Annotated in this window: 19 protein-coding genes; 5 read left to right on the forward strand and 14 right to left on the reverse strand. The window is 70.2% G+C overall.

The annotated features are described in order from the left end of the window. Positions 1 to 10: 10 nt before the first annotated feature. The gene (locus AC07OH_RS00125; RefSeq protein WP_495299158.1) at positions 11 to 640 is read right to left on the reverse strand and encodes a LysE family translocator; all 630 of its coding nucleotides are present in this window, start codon (positions 638 to 640) and stop codon (positions 11 to 13) included. A gap of 123 nt (positions 641 to 763) precedes the next feature. Between AC07OH_RS00125 and AC07OH_RS00130 the strand changes: the two genes are divergently transcribed. Next, positions 764 to 2110, forward strand: coding sequence for an aminotransferase-like domain-containing protein (locus AC07OH_RS00130; protein WP_495300948.1), 1347 nt, complete (start codon positions 764 to 766; stop codon positions 2108 to 2110). 13 nt (positions 2111 to 2123) lie between these two features. Here the strand turns inward: AC07OH_RS00130 and AC07OH_RS00135 are convergent, their stop codons facing one another. Together AC07OH_RS00135 and AC07OH_RS00140 are read right to left on the reverse strand one after the other, a co-directional pair. Then, entirely contained in the window at positions 2124 to 3671 is a 1548-nt protein-coding gene (locus AC07OH_RS00135) for an amidase (RefSeq protein ID WP_495299159.1), read from the reverse strand. Positions 3672 to 3692: 21 nt separating this feature from the next. Beyond that, complete coding sequence (locus tag AC07OH_RS00140; protein WP_495299160.1) at positions 3693 to 4703, reverse strand: Bug family tripartite tricarboxylate transporter substrate binding protein; 1011 nt, start codon at positions 4701 to 4703, stop codon at positions 3693 to 3695. A gap of 187 nt (positions 4704 to 4890) precedes the next feature. Here AC07OH_RS00140 and AC07OH_RS00145 point away from each other — a divergent pair, with 187 nt between their 5' ends. Further along, on the forward strand, positions 4891 to 5796 hold the full coding sequence (locus AC07OH_RS00145; protein ID WP_062470965.1) for a LysR family transcriptional regulator: 906 nt from the start codon (positions 4891 to 4893) through the stop codon (positions 5794 to 5796). Positions 5797 to 5817: 21 nt separating this feature from the next. On the opposite strand, the gene AC07OH_RS00150 is transcribed toward AC07OH_RS00145, so the two are convergent. The 4 genes from AC07OH_RS00150 to AC07OH_RS00165 form a co-directional block, all read right to left on the reverse strand. Further along, positions 5818 to 6840 (reverse strand): Bug family tripartite tricarboxylate transporter substrate binding protein, encoded by a 1023-nt coding sequence (locus tag AC07OH_RS00150; protein WP_070059833.1) that lies wholly within the window; start codon positions 6838 to 6840, stop codon positions 5818 to 5820. A gap of 85 nt (positions 6841 to 6925) precedes the next feature. Then, the gene (locus tag AC07OH_RS00155; protein WP_495299161.1) at positions 6926 to 7609 is read right to left on the reverse strand and encodes a hypothetical protein; all 684 of its coding nucleotides are present in this window, start codon (positions 7607 to 7609) and stop codon (positions 6926 to 6928) included. Between the two features lie 117 nt (positions 7610 to 7726). Further along, positions 7727 to 8575: an acid phosphatase gene (locus AC07OH_RS00160; RefSeq protein ID WP_495299162.1), complete on the reverse strand. Its 849-nt coding sequence runs from the start codon at positions 8573 to 8575 to the stop codon at positions 7727 to 7729. Positions 8576 to 8597: 22 nt separating this feature from the next. Continuing rightward, positions 8598 to 9926 (reverse strand): porin, encoded by a 1329-nt coding sequence (locus tag AC07OH_RS00165; protein WP_495299163.1) that lies wholly within the window; start codon positions 9924 to 9926, stop codon positions 8598 to 8600. Between the two features lie 423 nt (positions 9927 to 10349). Between AC07OH_RS00165 and AC07OH_RS00170 the strand changes: the two genes are divergently transcribed. Next, positions 10350 to 11078, forward strand: a complete 729-nt coding sequence (locus tag AC07OH_RS00170) for a Crp/Fnr family transcriptional regulator (protein ID WP_082817968.1) — start codon at positions 10350 to 10352, stop codon at positions 11076 to 11078. Positions 11079 to 11082: 4 nt separating this feature from the next. Here AC07OH_RS00170 and AC07OH_RS00175 read toward each other — a convergent pair whose 3' ends face one another. From AC07OH_RS00175 to AC07OH_RS00195, 5 genes are read right to left on the reverse strand one after another with little or no spacing between them, the layout of a single operon-like run. Then, positions 11083 to 12129 carry an AraC family transcriptional regulator gene (locus tag AC07OH_RS00175; RefSeq protein ID WP_495299164.1) on the reverse strand — a complete coding sequence of 349 codons (1047 nt, stop codon included), beginning with the start codon at positions 12127 to 12129 and terminating at the stop codon, positions 11083 to 11085. 21 nt (positions 12130 to 12150) lie between these two features. Further along, complete coding sequence (locus AC07OH_RS00180) at positions 12151 to 13146, reverse strand: Bug family tripartite tricarboxylate transporter substrate binding protein (protein WP_495299165.1); 996 nt, start codon at positions 13144 to 13146, stop codon at positions 12151 to 12153. Between the two features lie 35 nt (positions 13147 to 13181). Further along, the gene (locus AC07OH_RS00185; protein WP_495299166.1) at positions 13182 to 14513 is read right to left on the reverse strand and encodes a DUF1254 domain-containing protein; all 1332 of its coding nucleotides are present in this window, start codon (positions 14511 to 14513) and stop codon (positions 13182 to 13184) included. Further along, entirely contained in the window at positions 14510 to 16870 is a 2361-nt protein-coding gene (locus tag AC07OH_RS00190) for an arylsulfatase (protein WP_495299167.1), read from the reverse strand. Before AC07OH_RS00190 ends, AC07OH_RS00185 begins: the two co-directional genes overlap by 4 nt. 55 nt (positions 16871 to 16925) lie before the next feature. Then, entirely contained in the window at positions 16926 to 17909 is a 984-nt protein-coding gene (locus AC07OH_RS00195; RefSeq protein WP_495299168.1) for a Bug family tripartite tricarboxylate transporter substrate binding protein, read from the reverse strand. A 357-nt stretch (positions 17910 to 18266) separates the two neighbouring features. Here AC07OH_RS00195 and AC07OH_RS00200 point away from each other — a divergent pair, with 357 nt between their 5' ends. Next, a complete protein-coding gene (locus AC07OH_RS00200; protein ID WP_495299169.1) occupies positions 18267 to 19262 on the forward strand; it encodes a Bug family tripartite tricarboxylate transporter substrate binding protein in 996 nt (331 codons plus the stop codon). 21 nt (positions 19263 to 19283) lie between these two features. Further along, on the forward strand, positions 19284 to 20156 hold the full coding sequence (locus tag AC07OH_RS00205; RefSeq protein ID WP_495299170.1) for an alpha/beta fold hydrolase: 873 nt from the start codon (positions 19284 to 19286) through the stop codon (positions 20154 to 20156). Here the strand turns inward: AC07OH_RS00205 and AC07OH_RS00210 are convergent. Both AC07OH_RS00210 and AC07OH_RS00215 read right to left on the reverse strand, forming a co-directional pair. Further along, positions 20087 to 21106: a LysR substrate-binding domain-containing protein gene (locus tag AC07OH_RS00210; protein WP_495299171.1), complete on the reverse strand. Its 1020-nt coding sequence runs from the start codon at positions 21104 to 21106 to the stop codon at positions 20087 to 20089. The genes AC07OH_RS00205 and AC07OH_RS00210 overlap by 70 nt on opposite strands. A gap of 52 nt (positions 21107 to 21158) precedes the next feature. Next, the gene (locus AC07OH_RS00215; RefSeq protein WP_495299172.1) at positions 21159 to 22754 is read right to left on the reverse strand and encodes a sulfatase family protein; all 1596 of its coding nucleotides are present in this window, start codon (positions 22752 to 22754) and stop codon (positions 21159 to 21161) included. Positions 22755 to 22767 lie beyond the last annotated feature (13 nt).

Consider the following 22767-nt stretch of genomic DNA (forward strand, 5'->3'; position numbering starts at 1 on the left):
TTCATTGGATTCAATTCTGCGAGACCAGCAGCTTGAGCCCCGCGGCCGCAAACACTGCCGAGAGCACGCCTTCGATCCAGCGTCGCAGCCGCGCATACAGCGCAATCATCGACGCGGTCGAAAAGACGATCGCGTAGCCGCCGAACACCACTATGCCGAGGCACACGCAACCGCCCACGATGGCCGGCAACCCACCGGCGGGTGCGTCCTGGCGCACACCGAGCGAGATGATCGCGATCCACGACATGATCGCCTTCGGGTTGCCGATGTGCATGAGCACGCCCTGGCGGTAGAGGGTGCGGTAGCGCAATGCGCCGCGTTCCGCGCTGTTCTTCACCGCGTCGGTGCCGGGTCGCATGGCGGACCGGCCCGCGCGAAAAGCCAGGTACAGCAGGTAGAGGCCGCCGGCGATCTTGAGCACGACAAGCGCCTGCGCATACGCGGTCAGGACCGCGGAAACACCGGTCGCCGCCAGGATCGCCCAGAAGAGCGAGCCCGTGACCACGCCGGCCGCAAGCGCGAGCGCAGGGCGGCGGCCGTCACGCATCGCGGTGCCCATGATGGCCATGTTGCTCGGCCCCGGGCTGGCGGTGGCGATGAGGTACGTCCCGTAGACGAGTGCGATCTGGCTGACGGCCATGCGGGTGCTCCAAAACCAAGGGTGTCTTCGGCGGCCCGCCTTCCGGAGGCCGAGGAGTGAAAGTTACACTATTGGAATATTTAAAAAGTGTCACGTGACACTTTTATTTGCGAGGCCGCGCACGTGCTCCTTCGATCCTCCTGGACGCCCCGTCTGGCAAGCAACGGCACGAACGCCACCGAGCGGGTGGTGCTGGCCCTGGCCGAGGACATCGTCGAGGGGCGGCTCGCGGGCGGCGATCGGCTGCCTGCCCATCGGGACCTGGCGAAGACGCTGCAGATCGGCCTGGGCACAGTGACGAAGGCCTATGCCCTGCTGGAGCGCAGGGGTCTGACGCGCAGCGTCAAGGGCCGGGGAACCTTCGTGGCGATCCAGCAGGCGCACGGCGACCGGCAGATCGATCTGTCGTCGAACGCGCCGCCGGCCGCGCTCGGTGCGCGCGTGCTGGCGCGCACGCTGACGGGCATCGCGCGCAAGATCGACGCGGATCACTTCAACCTGTACGCGCCGCCCGGCGGGCACCTGGAACATCGCCGCGTTCTCGCCCGCTGGCTCGAGACGATCGGCCTGGCCGTCGATCCGTCGCAGCTGGTCCTGACCAGCAGCGCACGCCAGGCGCTGTCGCTGGCCTTCGATCTGGTGTGCGGGCGGCAAGGCGTGCTGCTCACCGAACGGATCACCTACCCCGGCGCCCTCGCGCTGGCCCGGCGCAAGGGGTGTCGCATCCAGGGTGTCGAGATGGACGCGGAAGGGATGGTGCCGAAGGCGCTCGCACAGGCGCTCGACGGCGTGGCGCCCGCCGGTGGCACGGCGGTCTATCTCACCCCGACGCTGCACAACCCGACGACGGCCACGATGAGCGCGAAGCGACGGCGGGCCATCGTGGCGGTGTGCCGCCGCGCGGGCGCCTGGATCATCGAAGACGGCGTGTACGCAGCGGCCTCCGACGGCTTGCCCCAGCTGGCGACACTGGCACCCGACATCGCATTGCATGTGAACGGGCTCTCCAAGTCGCTCGGCCCAGGATTGCAGGTCGGCGTGCTGGCACTGCCGCCCGAACTGTGCGGCCCCGCGCAGGACCTTCTGCAGGATGTGCCCATGGCGCCGTCGGCGTTCTCGTGCGCGGTGGTCGACGAATGGCTGGCCACCGGCGTGGTCGCCTCGGTCCAGCGCGATCTGCGCCACGAGGCCCGGCGGCGTTCCAGGCTGGCCGTCTCGCTGCTCGCTGCCAGCGAACTGGTCTGGCATCCCGATGCCTACAACGTCTGGCTGCCGATGCGACGCGATGTTGCCGAAGGTGTCGTGGCCGCGGCGGCGCAAGCCGGCGTGAAGCTCACCCCGCCGCAGACCCTGATGGCGAACCCGAAGGACAAGGCGAGCGGCCTGCGGATCTGCCTGGGCGGCCCCGGCTTCGACGAGCTGACCGGGGCCCTGGCACTCCTGGCCACCTTGCTGAAGCGAAGCGCCTGACGCGGCGCGGACCTCAGACGACCGGTGCCGGGGCGCCGTCGGTGGGCGCGCTGGCGTGCCGGTCGTCGGGCGGCGCGGTCACGATCGAGTCGAGCGCGGGCTCGGCCTTGCGAAGGCGTGCGAGATCGGGCCGCGGCCGGCGCAGCCGCGGGTCGGGGGCGAAGGCCTGCTCCATTGCCTGCGCGGCCGAGAGCAGCGCGAGGTCGCCGCGAAAGCGCCCCACCACCTGCAGGCCGAAGGGCATGCCGCGCTCGTCGGTGCCGCACGGCAGGCTGATCGCGGGGTGGGTGGTCAGCGTCACGACGTAGGTCAGGGCGAGCCAGCGGTAGTAGTTCTCTTGCTGGCGGCCGTCGATCTGCAGCGCGTGCGACTGCGTCCAGGGAAAAGGTGACACCGGTGTCGTGGGCGAGAGCACCAGGTCGTAGTTCTCGAACACCTTCTGGAAGCGCTGGAGGATGCGCGTCTGTTCCGTCTGCGCCCAGGCCGCGTCGGGCAGGCTCATGCGCGCGCCCATCTCGTAGTTGCTGCGCGGGTTCGGGCCCAGGCTCTCGGGGGCGCGTTCGTAGGCCTCGCGCATGCCGGCGACGAAGGCCTCCGCGCGCAGCACGTCGAAGCAGCGGTGCACCTCGCCCAGGTCGAAGCGCACCTCGTCGCAGGCCGCAAAGAGCCCGCGCATGGCGGTCATGCGGTCGTGCATCGTCCGGCGGATCGACGGGTCGACATCGCACAGGCCGAAGTCGGTGGTCCAGGCCACGCGCAGGCGTGACAGGTCCAGCGGCGCCGGCCGCGCAAAGGCCGCCGCATCCAGCGGATAGCTCAAGGGATCGCCCGGATGCGGGCCTGCCGTGGCCGCGAGCTGGAGGCAGGCGTCGGCCACATCGCGTCCCATCGGACCGACCACCGAGATCGGCGACCAGCCCAGGCTCTTGCGCACGCTGGGCACGATGCCCGGCGACGGCCGCAGGCCCACCACGCCGCACTTGGCGGCCGGGATGCGCAGCGACCCGCCGGTGTCGGAGCCGGTGCACACCGGCAGCATGTCCAGCGCCAGGGCCGCGGCCGAACCGCCCGACGAACCGCCGGCGTTGAGGTTGGGGTCGAAGGGATTGCCCGTGGCCCCCCAGACCGGATTGCGGCTGTTGGCGCCGGCGCCCATCTCGGGCACGTTGGTCTTGCCCACCACGATCGCGCCGGCGGCGCGCAGGCGGCGCACCAGCTCGATGTCGTTCGACGGCACGTGGTTGCGCAAGGCGGGGGTTCCCATGGTGGACAGCAGTCCCGCCGTCGGCTCGAGGTCCTTCACGCCCAGCGGCAGGCCGTGCAGCAGGCCCAGCGGCTCGCCGTTCTTCACGGCCCGCTCCGCGGCGCGGGCCTCGGCGCGGGCACGCTCGTAGCAGGTGGCGGTCACGGCGTTGACGAAGGGGTTGAGCTGTTCGATGCGCGCGATGCAGGCTTCGAGCAGCTCGACCGGCGAGAGGGCGCGGGTGCCGATCAGCCGTCGCAGCTCGACGGCGGAGAGTTCGACGAGTTCGGAGGAGGAAGAAGAGGAAGCTTGGGTCATGGCTTTCGGAATGTGCCGCACTCAGTCGGCCTGGATGTTGGCGCGCCGGGCGACGGCGCGCATGAGTGGAAGTTCGCGTTCGATCTGCGCGAGCGAGGCGGCGGCGCCGGCAAAGGCCGGCTCCGCGCCCTGGGCCTGCAGGGCGGCCTGGGCCTGGGGCGTGGCGACGATCTTGGCGAGCGTCTTCTCCAGCCGCTCGCGCACCGGCGCGGGGGTGCCCTTGGGCGCGACGACCATGATCCAGGTGTCGGCATCGACCTCGGGGTAGCCCGCCTCGGCGAAGGTCGGGACCTGCGGCAGCTGCGAGGAGCGCTGCCGGGTGGTCACGGCGATCGCCTTGACCTTGCCGCCCTTGAGCTGCGGAATGGCGGCGGTGACGGTGTCCACCGAGAACGGCACCTGGCCGCCGATCAGGTCCGTCATGGCCGGTGCGCTGCCCCGGTAGGGCACGTGCATGATCTTCGCGCCCACCGCCTGCAGGACGATCTCGCCGGTGAAGTGCGAGGACGTGCCCGTGCCGAAGGACGCGTACGAGTACTTCTCGGGCGCCGCGCGCACCGCGCTGGCGAACTCCTTGACGTTGCCGATGGGCACGTTCTTGTTGGCCAGCAGGATCAGCGGAATGCGCGCGACGATCGCGACCGGCTCGAAGCTGCCCAGGGCGTCGTAGGGCAGGTTCGGGCGGATGGCCGGGTTCATCGTGAGGGTCGAGCCCGAGCCGAGCAGCAGGGTGTAGCCGTCGGGCGATGCCTTGGCCACGAACGCGGCGCCGACCGCCGTGCCGGCACCGGGGCGGTTGTCGATGAGCACCGGCTGCCCCAGCTCTTCCGACAGGCGCTGGCCGACCAGGCGTCCCACCGTGTCCGCGCTGCCGCCGGGTGGGTACGGCACCACCAGCGTGACGGGGCGCGTCGGGTAGGCCGATTGCGCCTGTGCCTGCGCGGGCATGGCCATGCCGAGGCAGGCGGCCAGGCCCGCGAGGACGGCACAGCACCAGCGCCGCTGCGGCGCTTGCGAACGGGGAGCGTTCATTGACAGGGTCCTTCCGTAGAGCGAAGAGAAGAGGGGGAGGGGAAATGCTGGGGCACGCCCTGCGGTGTAGCAAGCACAATGATTGGAAGGTTGCGTTGCTGCTGGCGCAACGCAGACCACGCCGATGAAACCTCCCACTTCCAAGTCTCCCGCCCCGGCTCGCACCGGGGCGCGCACCGAACGCCCGATCAACCAGCGCGTGCTCCAGGAGGAGTCGATGCGCTACTTCCTGGAGGTGGCGCGCGTCGGTTCGGTCACCGAGGCGGCCGTGCGGCTGAACGTGGCGCCGTCGGCCGTGAGCCGCCAGATCGGCCGCATCGAGCGCGAGCTCGACACCCTCCTGTTCGAGCGCCGCGCCCGCGGCATGGCGCTCAACTCAGCCGGCGAGCTGCTGGCGGCGCACGCGCGCCGGGCCTGGCTCGACATCGAGCGCGTGACCGACGACATCCTCGCGCTGCGCGGCCTGCGCAAGGGCGAGGTGCGCGTGGCCGCGACCGAAGGCTTTGCCTACGAGTTCCTGCCGGCCCTGGTGGCGGCGTTCCAGGCGCGCTGCCCCGGCATCCGCTTCTCGCTCGACATGTGCGTGCAGCGCGAGGTGGCGCGCCGCGTGCGCGAAGGCCTGGTCGACCTCGGCGTGACGGTGAGCCTGGGCTCGGAGCACGGGCTGGACGTCGAGATCCGGCACCCCTCGCCCGTGTGCGCCGTGATGGCGCCTTCGCATCCGCTGGCCGAGCGGCGGCAGGTGTCGCTGGCGCAGGTGGTCCACTACCCGCTCGCGCTGCCGGCGCCCACGTCGACGCTGCGCCAATTGCTCAACATCAGCTGCGCCCGCCAGCGCCTGCCGCTCGAGGCGGCACTGACCAGCGATCACCTCTACCCGCTGGTGCACTACGCGGCGCACGGCCAGGCCGTGACCTTCTGCGGCGAGCTCGCGCTGCGCCAGCAGCTCGAGAACGGCACGATCGTGGCGCGCGCCTTGCGCGACCGCGAGATGAACGAGCGGCATTTCGAGGTGCAGAGCATGGCGGGGCGGCGCCTGCCCGATGCGGCGCGCGCGTTCGTCGAGCATCTGCGCGAGGTGCTCAGCGCTTGATGCGGGGCGCGGGGCCGAAGCTCAGTCGGCCGTGATGTTGTTCGCTTTCACGACGGCGCCCCACATCTTGTACTGGTCGCGGGTCATCGCGCCGAGCTGCTCGGGCGAGCCGCCACCGGGCTCGTCCCCGCGATCGACGATGCTCTTGACGACGGTCGGCTCCTTCAGTGCCGCGTTCATGGCACTGTTGGCCTTCTTCACGACCTCGGGGCTCAATCCGGGCGGCCCGTACAGGCCGATGAAGGAGATGATGCTGAAGTCCTTGATGCCGCTTTCCGCGGCGGTGGGCACATTCGGCAGCATCGGCGAACGCTTGTCGCTGGTCACCAGCAGGGGCCGCAGCTGACCCGACTTCACGAACGGCGCGACGACAGAGGTGGCGTCGAACATGGCGTCGAGGCGACCGGCCATCAGATCGACCATCGCCGGACTGCTGCCCTTGTAGGGCACATGGTTCATCGCCGGGTTGCCCAGGCGCTCGCGCAGCAGTTCCATGGTGACGTGGATCAGCGAGCCTGCGCCCCCCGTTCCGTAGTCGATGCCCTTGCCGCTCTTCGCGCGCGACTTCACTTCTTCGGCGAACTGCGCGTAGGTCTTGATCGGCGAGGTGGCGGGCACCACCAGCACCAGCGGCGACTGCAGCATGATGCCGATGGGTGTCATCTTTTGCGGATCGACGATGCCGAGCTTGGTGTACACGTGCGGCATGATCGTCATCGAGCCGTTGCCCACCAGCAGCTTGTGACCGTCCGGCGGTGCCTTCATCAGTTCGACGGACGCGATGTTGCCGTTCACGCCGGCCTTGTTGTCGATGACCACGGGCTGGCCGAGTGCGCCCTGCATGCCGTTCGTCAACACGCGGCCGGCGAAGTCGGTCTGCCCGCCGGGTGGGAAGCCGATCAGCAGCGTGATCGATTTGCTGGGCCAGGCCGTCTGTGCCCACGCGGGGCTTGCCCCGAAGGCGCCCAGGCCGAGTGCCGCGGCACCCAGGCAAAGAAGCAGGCGGCGCGGCGCTGCACGAAGGGGCTGGGTGGCTTGGATCATGAAGTCCTCCGATGGGTCGTCTGTGGCACATCGCAGCGCGCCCGCCCGTGGATCGACGCACGGGCCGGGGCGCTGCCCTGCAGGTTCAGTTCACAGCGAAGCAGTACATCAGGCCGGCACTGCCGCTTTGCTTGAGCTGGTCGATGCTGCAGCCCCGCGTGCCGTGCGACGCGTTCCACGAGGCGTTGGCGACCGGGTCGGGGTTGGTGCCCTTCTTGTCGTGGTGGCCGACGATGGCCGAGCCGTCGACGCTGCGCGTCCAGTTGCCGCAGGTGGTGTCCTTGCCGGCGGCGGCCGGTGCGAGCGTGCCGTCGGGGCGCGAGCCGGTGAGGATGTCGTGCTGGTTGACCGGGTCGCCGAAGCCCGAGACCACCTCGCCCTTTTCGGTCAGCGAGGTGTCCTTGCCGAGCTTGGCGTTCGCGCTGTGCAGGTCGGCCACGCTGGTGGCCACGACCACGCCCTTGGCGTTGCGCCACGGCCCGGTGCCGATGCGATCGCGCGCGTTGACGGCCGGCTGGCCACCCGCTTCGGCGGCGCTCAGGTAGGCACGCCAGGTCTTGCCGCCCGCGCCGGCGTTCGCGGCCAGCGCCTGGCACTGGCGGTCCGCGCCGGCCAGGCCGCCGAGGTCGCCGCCCTTGCCAGGGTTGGCACTCGTGATGAAGAAGCTCATCGGGTTGGCGTCCTTGCCCGAAGACATGGCGCCGCATGCAGCGAGGAGCGCGACCGCCGAGGCCGCGGCACCCCATGACAGAACGGAACGATGGCGCATGCGAGGTCTCCTTGGAGTGGTTGGAGTTGGCGAGGCTACCCGCTTCGCACACGCCGCGTTCCCCTCGACAACCCGCACACACGCTGGCCGTGGGCGAGGTGGTCGAGGGGCGCGTGCTCAGGGCGTCAGCGCCGCCGAGCCCGCGATCGCATTCGCCTCGGCCGCGCAGTCGGCGGCAGGCGGGGCGCTGTCCGGGCGGCTGCGTGCCTGCGCGATCTCGTTCTTCGCCGCGCTCATCTGCGCCGTGAAGACCGGGTTGGCGTGCAGCCGGCCCACGGTGGCCGCGCCGATCAGGCGTCCCGCCTCGATGTCGCTGCGCCAGTGCACGCCGCAGATGCCGCGGCTTTGCGCGAAGGCGCGGCCGCGCTGCAGCAGCGCGTCCGCACGCTCCGGCGCGATCTCCGTCAGCACCAGTGCCCAGGCCCATCCCAGTGCCGAGTGCCCGGAGGGGTAGGAGCCGTCCTTGGCCAGGTGCGCTTCCTCCTTCGGCGTGCAGCTCGCGGCCTTCAGCGCCACGAAGGGCCGCGTGCGCTGGTACTTCTCCTTGGCCTTGTAGGTGGCGCCGCCGGCATCGGCCAGCGTGCGCCGCAGCAGCATGTTCAGGTGCGGCGTCTGCTGCTCGGAGATGCGCACGCCCAGCGCGCAGGAGAAGGTGGAGGCCGCCTCCGGAAAGCGCAGGTTGGCATCGCGCACCGCGAGCGCGCCGCGCGGCGAACCCTGCAGCGCGGTGAGGCTGCGGAACGCGGCGACGTCGGCCGCCAGCGCGGCCGAGTTGGCCTCGGGCGGCGGCGGCAGCAACGCCAGGCTGTCGGGCATCTCGGCCGAGGCCAGGTAGCCCTTGAGATAGCCCGACCCCGGGCGTGTTTCGCCGACGTCGGCGGGCGAGGTGGTCGGCGCGGGCGGCGTGGCGCAACCGCCTGCGAGCAGGGCCGCGACGAGCAGCGGCGACAGGTGTTTCAAGGCCATGGGTACCTCTTTTCGCATGCGCTCAGAACGCGTGGCGGATGCCGAAGTCGTAGCCCATCGACGAGCGCGGCGCCCAGCCCGCGGCCTGTGCGGTGCCGCCCGTGAGGTAGCTGGCCGAGCCGCCGGTGATGGCGCCCATCACGCCGGGGTTGTTCCAGCCGTCCTTGATGCGGATGCGCGACACCGAGGCGTACAGCGCGGTGCGCTTGGACAGGTTGTGCACGTAGCCCAGCGAGATCTGGTTGGCAGTGGTGTCGCGGTTGCCGTTCAGGCCCCACAGCAGGCTGTTCAGGTCGGTCGCGGCCGGCGCGCCGTTCTTGTACTTCACCGACGCGTACGACGCGCGGATGAGGCCCGGGCCCACGGGCACGGTCACGCCCAGCATGTAGCCGTTGTACTTGTCCTTGCGCATGGCGGTGTTCATGAACGGAACCGCCAGGCCCGGCAGGTTCTGCAGCGTGCCCGTCTCGTTCTTGTCCTGCACGCGCGAGACCTCGGCGAACAGCTTGGCGGGGCCGAAGTTGTACGACGCGCCCAGGTTCAGCGCGTTGATCTTGCGCTCCTGCGTGGCGGTCGCGATGCCCAGCGCGTTGAGCGTGGTGCTGTCGGCGGCCGTGCTCTGGCCGTAGGCCAGGGCCAGGTCGAGCGGCCCGCTGGCATAGCCCAGGCGACCACCCACGTAGCGGCCCTTGGCCGACGGCGTGCCGGGCTGGTCGCTGCGCTTGGTGTTCTCGTGCAGCGTGTACTGCAGCTGGCCGTAGACGCCGCCCAGGTTCGGCGGCAGGAAGTAGCCGATCGAGTTGCCGGTGCGGATGTAGTTGTCGGTCGAAGCCACCACGGAGCCGGGGCCGGCGATGGCGGCGATGCGGCTGTTGATGTTGGCGATGAGGTTGGTGCCCACGCCGTTGGTGCCGAAGGGATCGAAGACGGTGTCGTTCCAGAAGGTCGCGGCGTAGTCGCGGCCCAGGCGCAGTTCGCCGAACGGACCCGACAGGCTCATCGTCGAGCGGCGGTTGAAGTTGGTGATGCCCTTGGCGCCGTCGTCGTTGGTGATGCCCGACTCCAGCCAGAAGCTCGCCGCCAGGCCGCCCCCCAGGTCCTCCGTGCCGCGAAAGCCGATGCGGCTGCCCGCATAGCCCGAGTTCGACAGCGCGGTCTGGCTCGTCTTCGCACTGCCGCCCGCGGCGTTCGCCGGTGGCAGCGCGAAGGGGTTGGGGCTGTGGTACGTGCTCTTGGACGTGTAGCGGCTGATGCCGACGTCGACGATGCCGAACACCGTGACGGACGATTGCGCCGATGCAGTACCGGCAGTCGCGAGAAGGGCCAGTGCGGCGAGGGAGTGATGTTTCATGGCAGGTCTTGCTTTGCTTGCTTCTTCAGGGATGAACGAGTCCGCTGGTGCGCATCGCTGCGTTCCAGGGCTCGGGTGTTCCGAAGGGCGGATGCCCTTCGGGGACTTCGGGAAAAAGGGGTGCGGCCTCTAGCCGCGCGCGCAGGGCGTGTGGCCGCGCATCACGGCATTCGCATCGCGTCGCGCGAGCCGCGCATGCCGCGCAGGGGTCTCGTCGTTCGCGCGTTGCGTCGCATGGGCGACGCAAGAAGCCGGATCAACGAACGCGCCGCGGTGCTGCGAAACAGCGTCAGGCGTGCAGGCAGGGAACGTGCATGTCTCACTTAGGGAGTTCCTCGTTGTTCTTTGATTGGCCAGTCCTATGATAGGAATCGCTGCTCTTCGAATCCGTCAACCAGGCAACAGTTTTTGCTGAGTCATCCCATGGAATACCCGCAACCCGTATCGCAGAGCACAAGGGAAGAGATCGAGCACGGGCTGAGCACGTGCGCGGTGTTTCTCGATTGGCCGAAAGACCGGCTGCGCGAGTTGGCGAACGCCGCGCGCGCCAGGCACTACCGGCGCCGCACGCCGCTCGTGAGTCGCGGCAACCACCAGCGGGAGGTGTTCGTGATCGTGTCGGGCTCGATCGAGATCGCGGCCACCAACGCGGCCGGCGACAAGTACATCCTCTCGGTGCTCGGGGCCGGCCAGATCACGCGCATGGTGCATCTCATCGACGACATGCAGCCCATCTTCGCCTTCGATGCGCGCGCCGATTCGCACATCATCCACATCCCCGGTGCCGCCATGCGGCGCATCCTCGATGCGGAGCCGGTGCTGTGGCGCAGCATCGCCCAGACCATGCTGCGGCGCTATCGCATGAGCGCCGAGATCCTGCAGGACCAGGTGCTGGGCTCGGTGCGCCGGCGCACGGCGATCACGCTGCTCAACATGGTGTATCGCTACGGGGACGCGAGCGGCGCGCCGTGCGACACCGAGCTGCGCGTGTCGCAGACCGACCTGGCGAACATGCTCGGTGTGTCGCGCCAGACCGTCGGCAAGGAACTGGCGCAGTTCAAGGACGAGGGCGTGCTCGGCTGCAACGAGGGCTACCGCCTGGTCACCGTGGTCGACCTGCCCCGACTGCACCGCATCGCCGCGGAAGACTGAGGCGTCAGTACGGCGCGCACGTCAGGCGGTAGGCGTGCGGGCTGGTGCCGGTCCAGCGCACGAAGGCATGCCGGAAGTTGGCCGCCTCGCTGTAGCCCAGGCGCTCCGCGATCTCCTCGGTGGTCATGCGGGTCTTGCGCAGGTACTCGATGGCCAGCCGCAGGCGCACCTCGTTGAGGATCGACCGGTACGTGGTGCCATGCGTCGCGAGCCGCCGCCGCAGCGTGCGCGGCTCCAGCGCGAGCGTGCGGGCCATCGACTCGATGCTCGGAAAGCGCCACGGCATCTGCTCCACCAACTTGCGCCGCACCGCCGCGGCGATGCCGCCGGCATGCGCGAGCCCGGCCACGAACTGCTGGCAGCTCTCGCTGGCCATGGCGTGCGTGAGCGGATCGTGCAGGCGCGGCGCGCGCGTGCACCAGGCCTCGTCGAACTGCAGCGCGTTGTCGGGCTGGTCGAACTGCACGGGGCACTGGAACCACGCCTCCCAGACGCCCGCGCCGTGCTCGGGCGCGGGGCAGGCCAGGCGCAGGCCCGTGAAGCCGAAGCCATCGCCGTACAGGTCGCGTGCCAGCGTCAGGTGGGCCGCGAAGGTGAAGGCCAGCGCAAAGCGGTAGAGCGGATCGCGCGGGTCGGGCGACACCAGCACCTCGAAGCTGCAGGTGCCGGGCGCGCGCGTGGGGTCGTGGTGCATGTCGGCCAGCGGCCCGATGGCGCGGCGGTACGTGATGGCGAACTCGATCAACGCGCTGAAGGTGGGGCTGCTCTGCAGTGCATAGCCCCACATGCCGTAGGCCGTGAGGTGCATGCGCGCACCGGCACGCAGCGCCACCGTCGGGTTGCGTGCCAGCGCGAGCGCATTGCGCAGCACGGTGACCGTCTGCGCATACGACACGCGCGTGCCGGGATCGCGCAGCGCGGCCTCGTCGAGCTCGCTGCCGGCCAGGGCCTGTGCGGCGGGGATGCCGTCCGAGGCCAGCGTGGCGACGACCGCGGCGATGCGCTGCGGGGTGTACACCCGGGGTTCGAAATCGGGAGGCGGGTGATGCACGGGTCTCGGCCGGCGGCGCAATCAGTCCAGCGTGACGCCCGTGGCCCGCGTGAGCTTCAGCGACACGGGCAGGAACGCCTTGTACGCCGCCGAGGCTTCGGCCGGCGTGTTGCCGATGGGCTCGGCGCCCATGTCCTCGATGCGGCGCTGCACCTCGGACTGCTTCACCACGGCTGCGACTTCGCGGCTCAGCTTCTCGACGATGGCGTCGGGCGTCTTGGCCGGCACCAGCAGCGAGGTCGGCGCCATGAGCATGAACATGTCGTCCTTGTAGCCCTGCTCGGCGAAGGTCGGCACCGTCGGTGCGGCCTTGGCGCGCTGCGCGCCGGGCACGGCGATCGCGCGCAGCTTGCCGGCCGCGACGTAGGGCTGGAAGGTGCTGATGGAACCCACGGTCATCTGGATCACGCCGCTGAGCAGGTCGACCGCCATCGGGCTTTCGCCCTTGTAGGCCACGTGCAGGGTCTGGGTGCCGTAGGTCTTGTCCATGAAGACCTGCATCTGGTGCGGCTGCACGCCGGGACCCCAGGAGCCCATCGCGTACTTGCCGGGCGCCTTGCGCACGGCCTCGACGAGGCCCTTGAAATCCTGTGCCGGCACCGAGGGGTGCACGACCATGATGGTGCGCGTGCTCGCGATGTCCGACACGTGGCGCAGGTCGGTGCGCGGGTCGTAGGGCAGCTTCTTGTACAGCGCCAGGTTCGCGGCGATCGGGCCCGGCACCGACAGCAGCACGGTGTAGCCGTCGGGCGCGCTCTTGGCCACGTAGTCGGTGCCGATGATGCCGCCGGCGCCGCTGCGGTTCTCCACCAGCACGGGCTGCTTCAGCCGCTTGGCGAGCCCGTCGCCCACCAGCCGCGCAAGCGCGTCGGCCGAGCCGCCCGCCTGGTACTGGACGATGATGCGGATCGGCTTGCTCGGGTAGTCGGCCTGCGCCAGGGCGGCACCGGCCGCCAGGTGGAGCCCGACGATGCACAGGCCGGGCGCGCGCAGTGCGCGGTAGCTGAAACGGTTCATGAAGGTGAGTGCCTTTCGGGTGGGGAACGATGCGGTCAGGGCAGGCGCTTCAGCGCGGGCGGTGCCCAGCGCCCGTCGAGCACCGGCGCCTGCGGCACGTACAGGCGCAGGTTCATGCTGAAGGGGCCGGCGGGCGCGGGCAGCCAGTTCGGGGCCTTGTCCGGGCCCGGCGACGCGTGCTGGATGTACAGGTCGAGCGAACCGTCGGCGTTGAAGGCGAGCGCGTCGCGGTCGCCGATGGCGTAGCGGTTCAGCGCGTTGTCGACGAAGAACTGGTCGGGGCCGTACAGCGTCAACGACCAGAACGCATCGGCCGGCGGCAGTTCGTGCGCGTCGAAGTGCAGCACGTAGCGCGCGGCGCCCGACAGCGGCTGACCCTCGCTGTCGCAGACCGAGCGCGGGTACATCGCCTCTTCGCGCGGCAGGGCGCCCAGCCCGGCGTAGGCGACGAAGGCGCGCGCCAGGTAGTCGTTGCCGTAGACACCCACGTTGCTGCCGAGGCTCCAGCCGTTGCGCACCATGCGCATCGCCGGCGCGCGCTCGAGCATGCGCCGGTAGGCATCGGGTGCGGCGCGCTCGAGGGCGCGTTGCACCACCTCGGGTGCTTCGGCCAGTGCGAAGCCGCGGCCGGGGACGAGGCCGATGCGCCCCGTGCGCAGCAGCAGCGCACCGTCGGTGGCATGCGGCGGGTTGCGCTGGAGCAGTTCGGCGAAGAGCGCGAAGAAGGCGCCGGCACCGAGCGCGGCCACCTGCTCGACGGGCGGGCGCATGTCCAGCGCTGCATCGACCCGTCCGGCGGGTGGGTCATGGGGCTGGCCCCACGCCGACAGCGGCACGGCCTCGAAGCCGGCCTGCAGCGTGTGCACATGGGCATAGTCGGCCGCGCCGTTGGTCTGGATGCGCCCGACGATCCAGCCCACGTCCGTGGGGCTCACGATGGTGCGCACGCCCTCGGGCAGCGTGCCTTTCCAGCGCGGACCGACGAGCGCGAAGTGGCCGCCGCCGTTGCCGTTGGTGCGCGTGCCCAGCGTGGCGAACACGTCGGTCCACAGGTCGTAGAACGGAATGACGTGGTAGCGATCGCCCATGTCCGGCAGTGTCAGCACCAGCGGCTCGTTGCCGACGTCGTACCAGATGTTGGAGTACAGCGTGTCGGCGTTGGGACGCACCACGTCCTTGAAGCCGGCGTCGGGGTAGGTGGGCACGTGCACGAAGCGGTTCATCGGCCCGCGCACGCGCGCGCCGTCGGGCTGCGCGACGTTGGTGGCCACGCGGCGCGTCAGCTCCATCACCACCATCGGATAGGCATAGGTGTAGGCCTCGATGCCGATGGCGTAGGCGTCTGCTTCGGTGATCAACGTGCTCACGACTGCGTCTCCGCATAGCGCAGCCAGACGTCGTGGATCTGCCCGTCGAAGCCGAACGGCGCACGGTCGAAGTACTCGGCCGCCACCGGCGAGCCCAGGTCGCAGCCGACGTCGAAGGTCTCGCAGGCCGAGAAGATGGCCGTCACCGTGACGCCGATGTCGCACGCGGCCACCTGCACGCCGTCGACGCGCAGCACGGCACGCGCGGGCCGCTGGGGCGCCGTGCCGTCGCTCATCGTGAACTCGACGTCGATCGCATGGCGTCCGGCGGCGATGCGCGCGGGCGAGCGCGCCTTGAAGCGGTACATGCCGAGCATGTTGTATTCATAGGCCAGGTGGCCGTCGTCCAGGTACAGGCAGATGCCGCCGTTGAAGCCGCCCAGCGCGAAGAGCACGCCGCTCGCGCGTTCGCCCAGCGTGGCATCGACGGTGGCCGCGTGGCTGCGCGTCTTGATGTTGGGCGCGCAGTTCTCCGGAATGCGCGTGATGTCGCCGCTGAAGTGCCACGAGGTATGCCGGGGCGCGATGCGGTGCTGCGGCTTCAGCGTCAGGTGGTAGATCGCGCCCAGCGGATAGACGTGGTTGATGCCCGCCTGCACGGCGAACATCTCCTTCATCTGCGCCAGCCTGGCCGGCTGCGCCTGCGCCAGGTCGTGCGCCTGCGCGTAGTCTTTCGCGATGTGGTACAGCTCCCAGACATCGTTGTCCGGGTCCCAGGTGGCCAGCCCGGGCGCGGCGCCCGCGACCCAGGGAATGCGCGGGCCGAACACGCCCGCAGTCCAGCCGTCGTGATGCACCATGCGGCTGCCCGCCACCTCGAAGTACTGCACGCCCTTGCGGCCCTCGGCCTGCGGATGGGCGAAGGTGTAGGCCATCGAGATGCCGTCCAGCGAGTCCTGTCGCACGCCGTTGAGCTCCACCGGCGGCGTGATGCCCAGGATGTCGTAGAGCGTGGGCGCGATGTCGTTGACGTGGTGGAACTGCGAGCGCGGCGTGGTGTCGGGCCGGATGCCGCGCGGCCACGACACGACCAGCGGCGTGCGCGTGCCGCCGAAGTGCGCGGCGATCAGCTTGGTGCTCTGGAACGGCGTGGAGCCGGCCCAGGCCCAGCCCGCGTGGTACATGTTGTCGGTCTTGCGTCCGCCCAGCGCGTCGAGGCCGCCCAGGCCTTCCAGCAGCTCGAGGTGCTGCGAGATTTTTGTGGAGATGCGGTTCTGCGCCAGCAGCTCGACCACGGTGCCGTTCTGTCCTTCGGCGCTGCCGCCGTTGTCGCTGAACACGAAGAACACCAGCGTGTTGTCGCGCAGCCCGAGCTGCTCCAGCTCGTCGACGACCTTGCCGATCTGCGCATCGGTGTGCTCCAGGAAGCCGGCGTAGACCTCCATCAGGCGGCGCTGGAACGGGCGCTCGGCCTCGGGGATGCTGTCCCAGCTGGCGAGCGTCTCGGGCCGGGGCGTGAGCTCGGCGGTCTCGGGGATCCAGCCCATCTCCTTCTGGCGCGCGAAGGCGCGTTCGCGGTAGGCGTCCCAGCCGTCGTCGAACCTGCCCTTGTACTTGTCGGTCCATTCCTTGAAGACGTGGTGCGGGCCGTGCACCGCGCCGGGCGCCCAGTACATCAGGAAGGGCTTGTCGGGCGTGATGGCGCGGTGGCGGCGCAGCCAGCCGCAGGCCTTGTCGGCCATGTCCTCGCTCAGGTGGTAGCCCTCGTCGCGCGGCGGCTCGATGAGCGTGGTGTTCTCGACCAGGCGCGGCTCGTACTGCGAGCTCTCGCCGCCCAGGAAGCCGTAGAAGTGGTTGAAGCCGTGGCCGGTGGGCCAGCGGTCGAAGGGGCCCATCTGCGTGGTCAGGTTGGCCGGCGTGTTGTGCCACTTGCCGAACGCGGCCGTGTTGTAGCCCCAGGCCCCGAGCACCTCGGCTAGGGTGCCGGCGCTCTTGGGAATGACGCCCACGTAGCCGTCCCAGTCGGTGGCGTATTCGGAGATATGGCCGTAGCCCACGCGGTGCGCGTTGCGCCCCGTCAGCAGCGACGCGCGCGTGGGCGAGCACACGCCGCAGTTGTGGAAGGCGTTGTAGGTGATGCCGCTGCCGGCCAGCCGCGTCAGCGTGGGCGTGTGGATCTCGCCGCCGAAGGTGTCGGGGTGCGCGAAGCCGGCGTCGTCGAGCATCACGATCAGCACGTTCGGTGCGTCGTCGCGCAGGTGCGGCACCGCCTTGCGCCGCTCGTGCGTGGACTCCGACAGCTTGCGCCCCGCGATGCTGGCGCTGGGCGGTGCGTCGAAGGGCAGGTGGCTGCCCTGGCCGGGCAGGGTGTTGAAGCCGCCGAGGGGGGCGGAGGGGGTGGTTTTTTCTTGTGTCATGGGTGTTCTGTTTGACGCGCGGGGGCAGGGCCCCGGCGTCGTGGTGGATCGGGTGTCAGTCCAGCGTGACGCCGATGGACTTGACCAGGGCGCTCCAGTCCTGCAGGTCCTGGCGCAGGACCTCCTTGAACTGCTCGGGCGTGGGACGCGGCAGGTCGGTGAAGTTGAGTTCGCGCAGGCGCTGGGTCACGGCCGGGTCCTGCAGGGCGCGGTAGATCTCTTCGTTCAGGCGCTTGACGACGGCGGGCGGTGTCTTGGCCGGCACGAAGAAGCCGTACCAGGTGTAGTTCTTGAACGGGAAGCCGGCCTGCGTCATCGTGGGCACGTCGGGCAGCATCGGCAGGCGGTCGGGGCCGCTGTAGGCCAGGGCCTTGACCCGGCCGGCCTTCACCACCTCGATGGTGGAGGAGATGTCGGCGAAGCCGGCGTCCACCTGGCCGCCCATGAGGTCCTGCACGCAGGGGCTGCTGCCCTTGTAGGGCACGTGCAGCAGCGAGATGCCGGCCTGCTTCTTCAGGCTTTCCATCGTGAGGTGGCCGCCAGAGCCGTTGCCCCACGAGCAATAGTTCAGCTTGTCGGGGTTGGCCTTGGCGTGCGCGACGAAGTCCTTGAGCGTGTTCGGCGGCAGGTCCTTGCGCACCAGCAGCAGGTTGCCGCCGCGGCCGACCTGCGCGACGGGAGCGAAGTCCTTGAGCGGCTCGTAGGGCAGCTTCTTGTAGAGCGCCGGGTTGATCACCATCGTGGCGGCGTAGGTGAACAGCACGCGCGTGCCGTCGGCCGGCCCCTTGGCGACGAAGTCGACGCCCAGGATGCCGTTGGCGCCAGCGCGGTTGTCGACGATCACGCTCTGCTTGAAGGCCTTGCCCAGCACGTCGGCGAACAGCCGCGCGATGAGGTCGGTGCCGCCGGCGGGCGGCGTGGGCACGACGATGGTCACCGGCTTGCCGGGGTAGCCAGCGCCGTCTTGCGCCGTGGCCGCGCCGGCGAGGGAGAGAAGGGCCAGCACGGTGAGTGCCGGCCGCAGCGATGTCCTGTTCACGGAAATGTCTCCTTGGGAATGGGGTCGCGCAGGCCCCGCGCCGCTGGGCGCGTCCCCCGTTGCTACAGGAGGTGGGACTGCGTCCCCATGCTAGGAAACAGCGGCCATCGATTCCGTCAACCAGCCGACAGATTCGCCGACGCCGGCTCGGGGAATACCCTCTGGGCCTGTTTCAGCCGCGTAGCGGACGCTCTTCACGGGTTCACCGCCCTGGGAGGCTTTCGCGTTGCAACGCCCCCGCCGGGAGCCGAAGCATGAGGAGACGCTCATGCTTTCCTCTTCTTTTTTCATTGGTCTTGCATGAGTCGCAGGTCAATACTGACCCCCATGCATCGACATGAAGAAGGAGCTCCGCCGATGGCCTCGACCCCCATTCCTCTCACGCGCAGGGCCGCCGTGATCGCCGCGGCGGCGACCGCGGTCCTGGCCGGGCTGCCCGGCATCGCGCGCGCCGCGGACTACCCGGCGAAGCCCGTCACGCTGGTCGTCAACTTTCCCCCGGGTGGCGGCGCGCTCAACCTCATGGTGCGGGCGCTGGCGGACCAGGCCACGCGCGACCTGGGCCAGCCGGTGGTGGTCGACTACAAGGCCGGCGCGGGCGGCAACATCGGCGCGCAGTACGTGGCCAATGCCAAGCCCGACGGCTACACCTTGCTGGCCGCGGTCGACACCACGCTCACGGTCAATCCCTCGGTCTACGCCAGCATGCCGTTCGACGCGGACAAGGCGTTCGCGCCGCTGGCCACCTTCGGCACCTTCTCGCAGATGCTGGTGGTCAATCCCAAGGTGCTGCCGGTGAAGTCGTTCGCCGAGCTGGTGGCGATGGCGAAGGACAAGCCCGTGCAGTACGTCTCGGCCGGCAACGGCTCGCCGGGGCAGATCGCTGCCGAGATGCTGGCGAACGTGGCCCAGCTGAAGCTGGAGCACGTGCCGTACCGCGGCAATGCGCCGGCCACGCAGGCCTTGCTCGCGGGCGATGCGCCCATCGGCTTTCTCGTGACCTCGGGCGTGTTGCCGCATGTGCAGTCGGGCCGGCTCAACGCGTTGGCGGTGTCGAGCGCCAAGCGCTCCGTGTCGCTGCCCGAGGTGCCGGCCGTCGCCGAGAGCTACCCCGGTTTCCTGGCCGAGTTCAGCTGGGTGCTGATGGCACCTGCCGGCACGCCCCCCGCGTTCGCGAAGGTGTGGCAGGAGCTGGTGAAGAAGACGCTCGCGCGCGACGACGTGCGCAAGCACCTGCAGGAGTGGGACATCGCCCCGCTGGCGTCCGGTCCCGAAGAAACCGCCGCGCGGCTGGCGCGCGAGCGCAAGCGCTGGGCCGAAGTGGTCAAGCGCGCCCACATCCGCGTCGACTGAACCCGAGCGCAGGAGCACGTCATGAGCACGACCTCTTTTTCTTCCCCGGGCACGAACGAAGTGCGCAGCGGCCTGTGCGACATCGGCGGCGCACAGCTGTACTACGAGCTGCGCGGCACCGGCCCCACGCTGCTGTTCATCCCCGGCGCCTCGGGCGATGCCGGCGGCTTCGAAGCGGCGGCGCACTTGCTGGCCGACCGCTACACGGTGCTGATCTACGACCGCCGCGCGCATTCGCGCAGCCCGTGGCCCGAGGGCTGGTCCCGCACCTGCATCGACGAGCAGGGCGACGACGCTGCCGCGCTGCTTCGCGCGCTGGGCCTGGCGCCTGCCCATGTGTTCGGCACCAGCAGCGGCGCCACCATCGGGCTGAACCTGGCGCTGCGTCATCCGCAGGTGGTGCGCAATGCCGTGCTGCACGAGCCGCCGAAGATCGGCGTGCTGCCGCAGCGCGACGAGCTGCTGGCCACGTTGCGCGCACGCATGGACGCCGCGCGTCGCCAGGGGGGCGATGGCGCCGCCATGGCCGACTTCATCGGCTGGATCGCCGGGCCGTCCGAAGACGGTGGCATGGCCGCTGCCGCGATGGACCGCGTGCGCGGCAATGGCAAGGTCTGGCTCGACCAGGAACTGGGCGTGGTCGACCGCTACGACGCGCCCGATGCGCTGGTCGATGCAGTGCGCGTGCCCATCGCCATCGCAGTGGGCAGCGAGGGCGCCACGGCCCTGCACCAGGACTTGCTGCAGGGCTATGCGCAGACGCTGCAGGCGCTGGCCGACCGTCTCGGTGGCCGGCTGCAACGCCTGTCGGGCGCGCACGTGCCTTACCGCACCGACCCGGCCTTGTTCGCGCGCGAGCTGCGGGAACTCCTGGCCGTCCTGCCTTCGGCCTGAGCCCCGGCGATCAGCCGGGCCTCTTCGTGCAGCGCCTCGAGCACGCGGGTCACGGCCGCGCCGGGTTCGGGGTCGCCCCACAGCACGCCGACCGCGCCCAGGCCTTCGTGGTGCTGCAGGGGCAGCACTTTCAGCAGGCCGAGGCTTTCGTAGTGCCGGCCGATCGAGCCCGACATCAGCGCGAGGCAGTCGGTGTCGCGCAGCACGGTCTGGTTGACGATCATCGAGGCCGACTCCAGCGGCGCCCGCGGCAGCGGCAGCCCGGCGGCGGCGAAGGCGGCTTCGAGCCGTCCGCGCATCGGCGTGCCGACCGGCGGAACGATCCACGGAAAGGCTGAGACGTCCTGCCAGCCGAGCCGGCGGCGCGAGGCCAGCGGATGGCCGGGGCGCGACACCACGCACACCGGCTCGTCGTACAGGCGCGCATGGGGAAAACCGGAATTCAGCGCCTGTTCTTCGAGCCGGCCGATGATCACGTCGAGCTCGTGGTGCTGCATGCGCGCCAGCAACTGGTCGAGCGTGCCTTCGAGCAGCGTGACGGTGAGCCCCGGCAGCTCGGCCTGCAGCCGCACCACCATGCGCGGCACCAGCACCGGGGCGCCCACCAGCACCACGCCGACGCGCACCCGCCCGATGGCGCCGGCGCGCACGGCGGCCAGCTCTTCGCGCGTGCGCTCGACGTCGCCGAGCATGCGCTTGGAGTGGCGCAGGAACACCTCGCCGGCCGGTGTGAGCCGCAGGCGGCGGCCGCGGATCAGCAGCGGCAGGCCGACCGCGTCCTCGAGCTCGCGCAGCCAGTGCGACAGCGCAGGCTGCGTCAGGTGCATCGCGTTCGCGGCCGCCGTGAGACTGCCGCTTTCGACCAGCGCCTGGAAGACGTCCATGTGGCGCAGCTTGAGGCGGCGCGACCAGTCGGGCGCGGCGGGTGGCGAGGAGGCGGGCGGGGTCATCTGCGGATCATCTCCGACTTCACCCGGCCATCGCACGACAGGGCGAAGGCCGTCACGCGAGGTGCGTCGGCAACGGGCTGCGGTCGGCGGCGTCGATCATCTTGCGGGTCAGTTGCTCGAAGAGGCCCGCGCGCACGTCGGCGTGCGCGGCGTCGTCCCAGAGGTTGCGCATTTCCGAGGGGTCCTGCAGCAGGTCGTAGAGCTCGCCCCAGTCGGCACCGAGGTAGACGCTGAAGCGGTAGCGCGGCGTCACCAGTGTGCGCATGCGCAACGGACGGTCGAAGCCCAGGAAGGTGCGCTGCACTTCGTCTTCGATGAGCACCGCGTCGTGGTGGTCGTTGCACCGGCCGTCGAGCAGCGGCAGCAGCGAGCGGCCCTGCATGCCGTTGGCGGGCGCGACGCCGGCACGCTCCAGGAGGGTGCGCGCCAGGTCGAGCGTGCCGGTGAGTGCCTCGCTGCGCTGACCGGCCATCGAGGGGGCCGCGGGGTCGGACCAGAGCAGCGGCGTGCGGATCACCGCGTCGTAGTGCACCGGGCCCTTGAGCATCAGCTGGTGCTCGCCGAGGTAGTCGCCGTGGTCGGTGGTGAAGACGATCACCGTGTTCTCGCGCAGCCCCGAACGGTCGAGCGCGTCGAGGATGCGGCCGACCGCGTCGTCCACCATGGTGATCATCCCGTAGGTGAGCGCCATGGCTTCGCGGGCCTCGCGCTCGGTGCAGGCGTACAGCGCGGGTGTGTGGCGCACGGCCTTGCCTGCATCGCGCTGGTCGTGCAGCCAGCGCACATGCGGCGGCAGGTCGGCGACGGCGTGCGACCACGAAGGCGGCAGCGGCATGTCGGCGGGGTCGTACATGTGGCGGTAGCGCCCGGGCGGCGTGAACGGATGGTGCGGATCGGGGAACGAGCAGTACAGGAAGAAGGGCCGATCGGGCGAGCGTGCATACGCCTCGATGCGCTCCACGGTGCGCTCGGCCAGGTAGTGCGTGGGGTACAGTGCCTCGGGCAGCGGTGTCTCCCACGACTGCACGAGTTCGAGCCCGGCACCCGCGCGCTGCGGCGGGCCCATGCGGCGCGCGTCGAGCGCCGGGTTCGTGCGGCGCAGCCAGCGGCCGTAGTGCCCGTCGACTTCGTCGGCATGGCCGATGGCCAGGTCGACGTCCTGGAAGCCGTAGAACGGCAGCCGCATGTCGAAGGTGTCGTCGCTGCGCCAGCGTGGCGCGTCTTCCTGCAGGTAGTCGCCCTGGCTGCGACACCGGGCTTCGGCCATCGCGGGCGGAGGAGCCACATGACCGGGCGGCACGGCTTCGCCGCTGACCAGCGCCTTCTGCCCGGTGAAGTTCTGCAGGTGCGACTTGCCCACCAGGGCCGTGCGGTAGCCCGCTGCCGAGAGCAGGTCGGGCAGCGTGACCGCGTCGAGCGAGAGCGCGATGCCGTTGGAGCGCACGCCGTGCAGCGAGGGCAGGCGCCCCGTGAGCAGCGACGCGCGATTGGGCATGCACACCGGCGACGCGACGTACGCGCGGTCCATGGTCACGCCGCGCCGGGCAATCGAATCGATGTGCGGCGTGGCGACGATGGGGTTGCCGTAGCAGCCCAGGTCCTGGGCCCGGTGCTGGTCGGTGATGAGAAAGAGAAAGTTCGGTGGCATGGCGATGAAGCGG

It is taken from the genome of Variovorax sp. GW821-FHT10C12, assembly GCF_059415405.1.

What these genes read in the sequence shown, in the direction of transcription:
- AC07OH_RS00200 (WP_495299169.1), top strand. Translation starts at nt 18,267, where the DNA reads ATGGCCTCGACCCCCATTCCTCTCACGCGCAGGGCCGCCGTGATCGCC.
- AC07OH_RS00155 (WP_495299161.1), bottom strand. Translation starts at nt 7,609, where the DNA reads ATGCGCCATCGTTCCGTTCTGTCATGGGGTGCCGCGGCCTCGGCGGTC.
- AC07OH_RS00165 (WP_495299163.1), bottom strand. Translation starts at nt 9,926, where the DNA reads ATGAAACATCACTCCCTCGCCGCACTGGCCCTTCTCGCGACTGCCGGT.
- AC07OH_RS00160 (WP_495299162.1), bottom strand. Translation starts at nt 8,575, where the DNA reads ATGGCCTTGAAACACCTGTCGCCGCTGCTCGTCGCGGCCCTGCTCGCA.
- AC07OH_RS00180 (WP_495299165.1), bottom strand. Translation starts at nt 13,146, where the DNA reads ATGAACCGTTTCAGCTACCGCGCACTGCGCGCGCCCGGCCTGTGCATC.
- AC07OH_RS00190 (WP_495299167.1), bottom strand. Translation starts at nt 16,870, where the DNA reads ATGACACAAGAAAAAACCACCCCCTCCGCCCCCCTCGGCGGCTTCAAC.
- AC07OH_RS00170 (WP_082817968.1), top strand. Translation starts at nt 10,350, where the DNA reads ATGGAATACCCGCAACCCGTATCGCAGAGCACAAGGGAAGAGATCGAG.
- AC07OH_RS00210 (WP_495299171.1), bottom strand. Translation starts at nt 21,106, where the DNA reads ATGACCCCGCCCGCCTCCTCGCCACCCGCCGCGCCCGACTGGTCGCGC.
- AC07OH_RS00215 (WP_495299172.1), bottom strand. Translation starts at nt 22,754, where the DNA reads ATGCCACCGAACTTTCTCTTTCTCATCACCGACCAGCACCGGGCCCAG.
- AC07OH_RS00125 (WP_495299158.1), bottom strand. Translation starts at nt 640, where the DNA reads ATGGCCGTCAGCCAGATCGCACTCGTCTACGGGACGTACCTCATCGCC.
- AC07OH_RS00135 (WP_495299159.1), bottom strand. Translation starts at nt 3,671, where the DNA reads ATGACCCAAGCTTCCTCTTCTTCCTCCTCCGAACTCGTCGAACTCTCC.
- AC07OH_RS00150 (WP_070059833.1), bottom strand. Translation starts at nt 6,840, where the DNA reads ATGATCCAAGCCACCCAGCCCCTTCGTGCAGCGCCGCGCCGCCTGCTT.
- AC07OH_RS00205 (WP_495299170.1), top strand. Translation starts at nt 19,284, where the DNA reads ATGAGCACGACCTCTTTTTCTTCCCCGGGCACGAACGAAGTGCGCAGC.
- AC07OH_RS00140 (WP_495299160.1), bottom strand. Translation starts at nt 4,703, where the DNA reads ATGAACGCTCCCCGTTCGCAAGCGCCGCAGCGGCGCTGGTGCTGTGCC.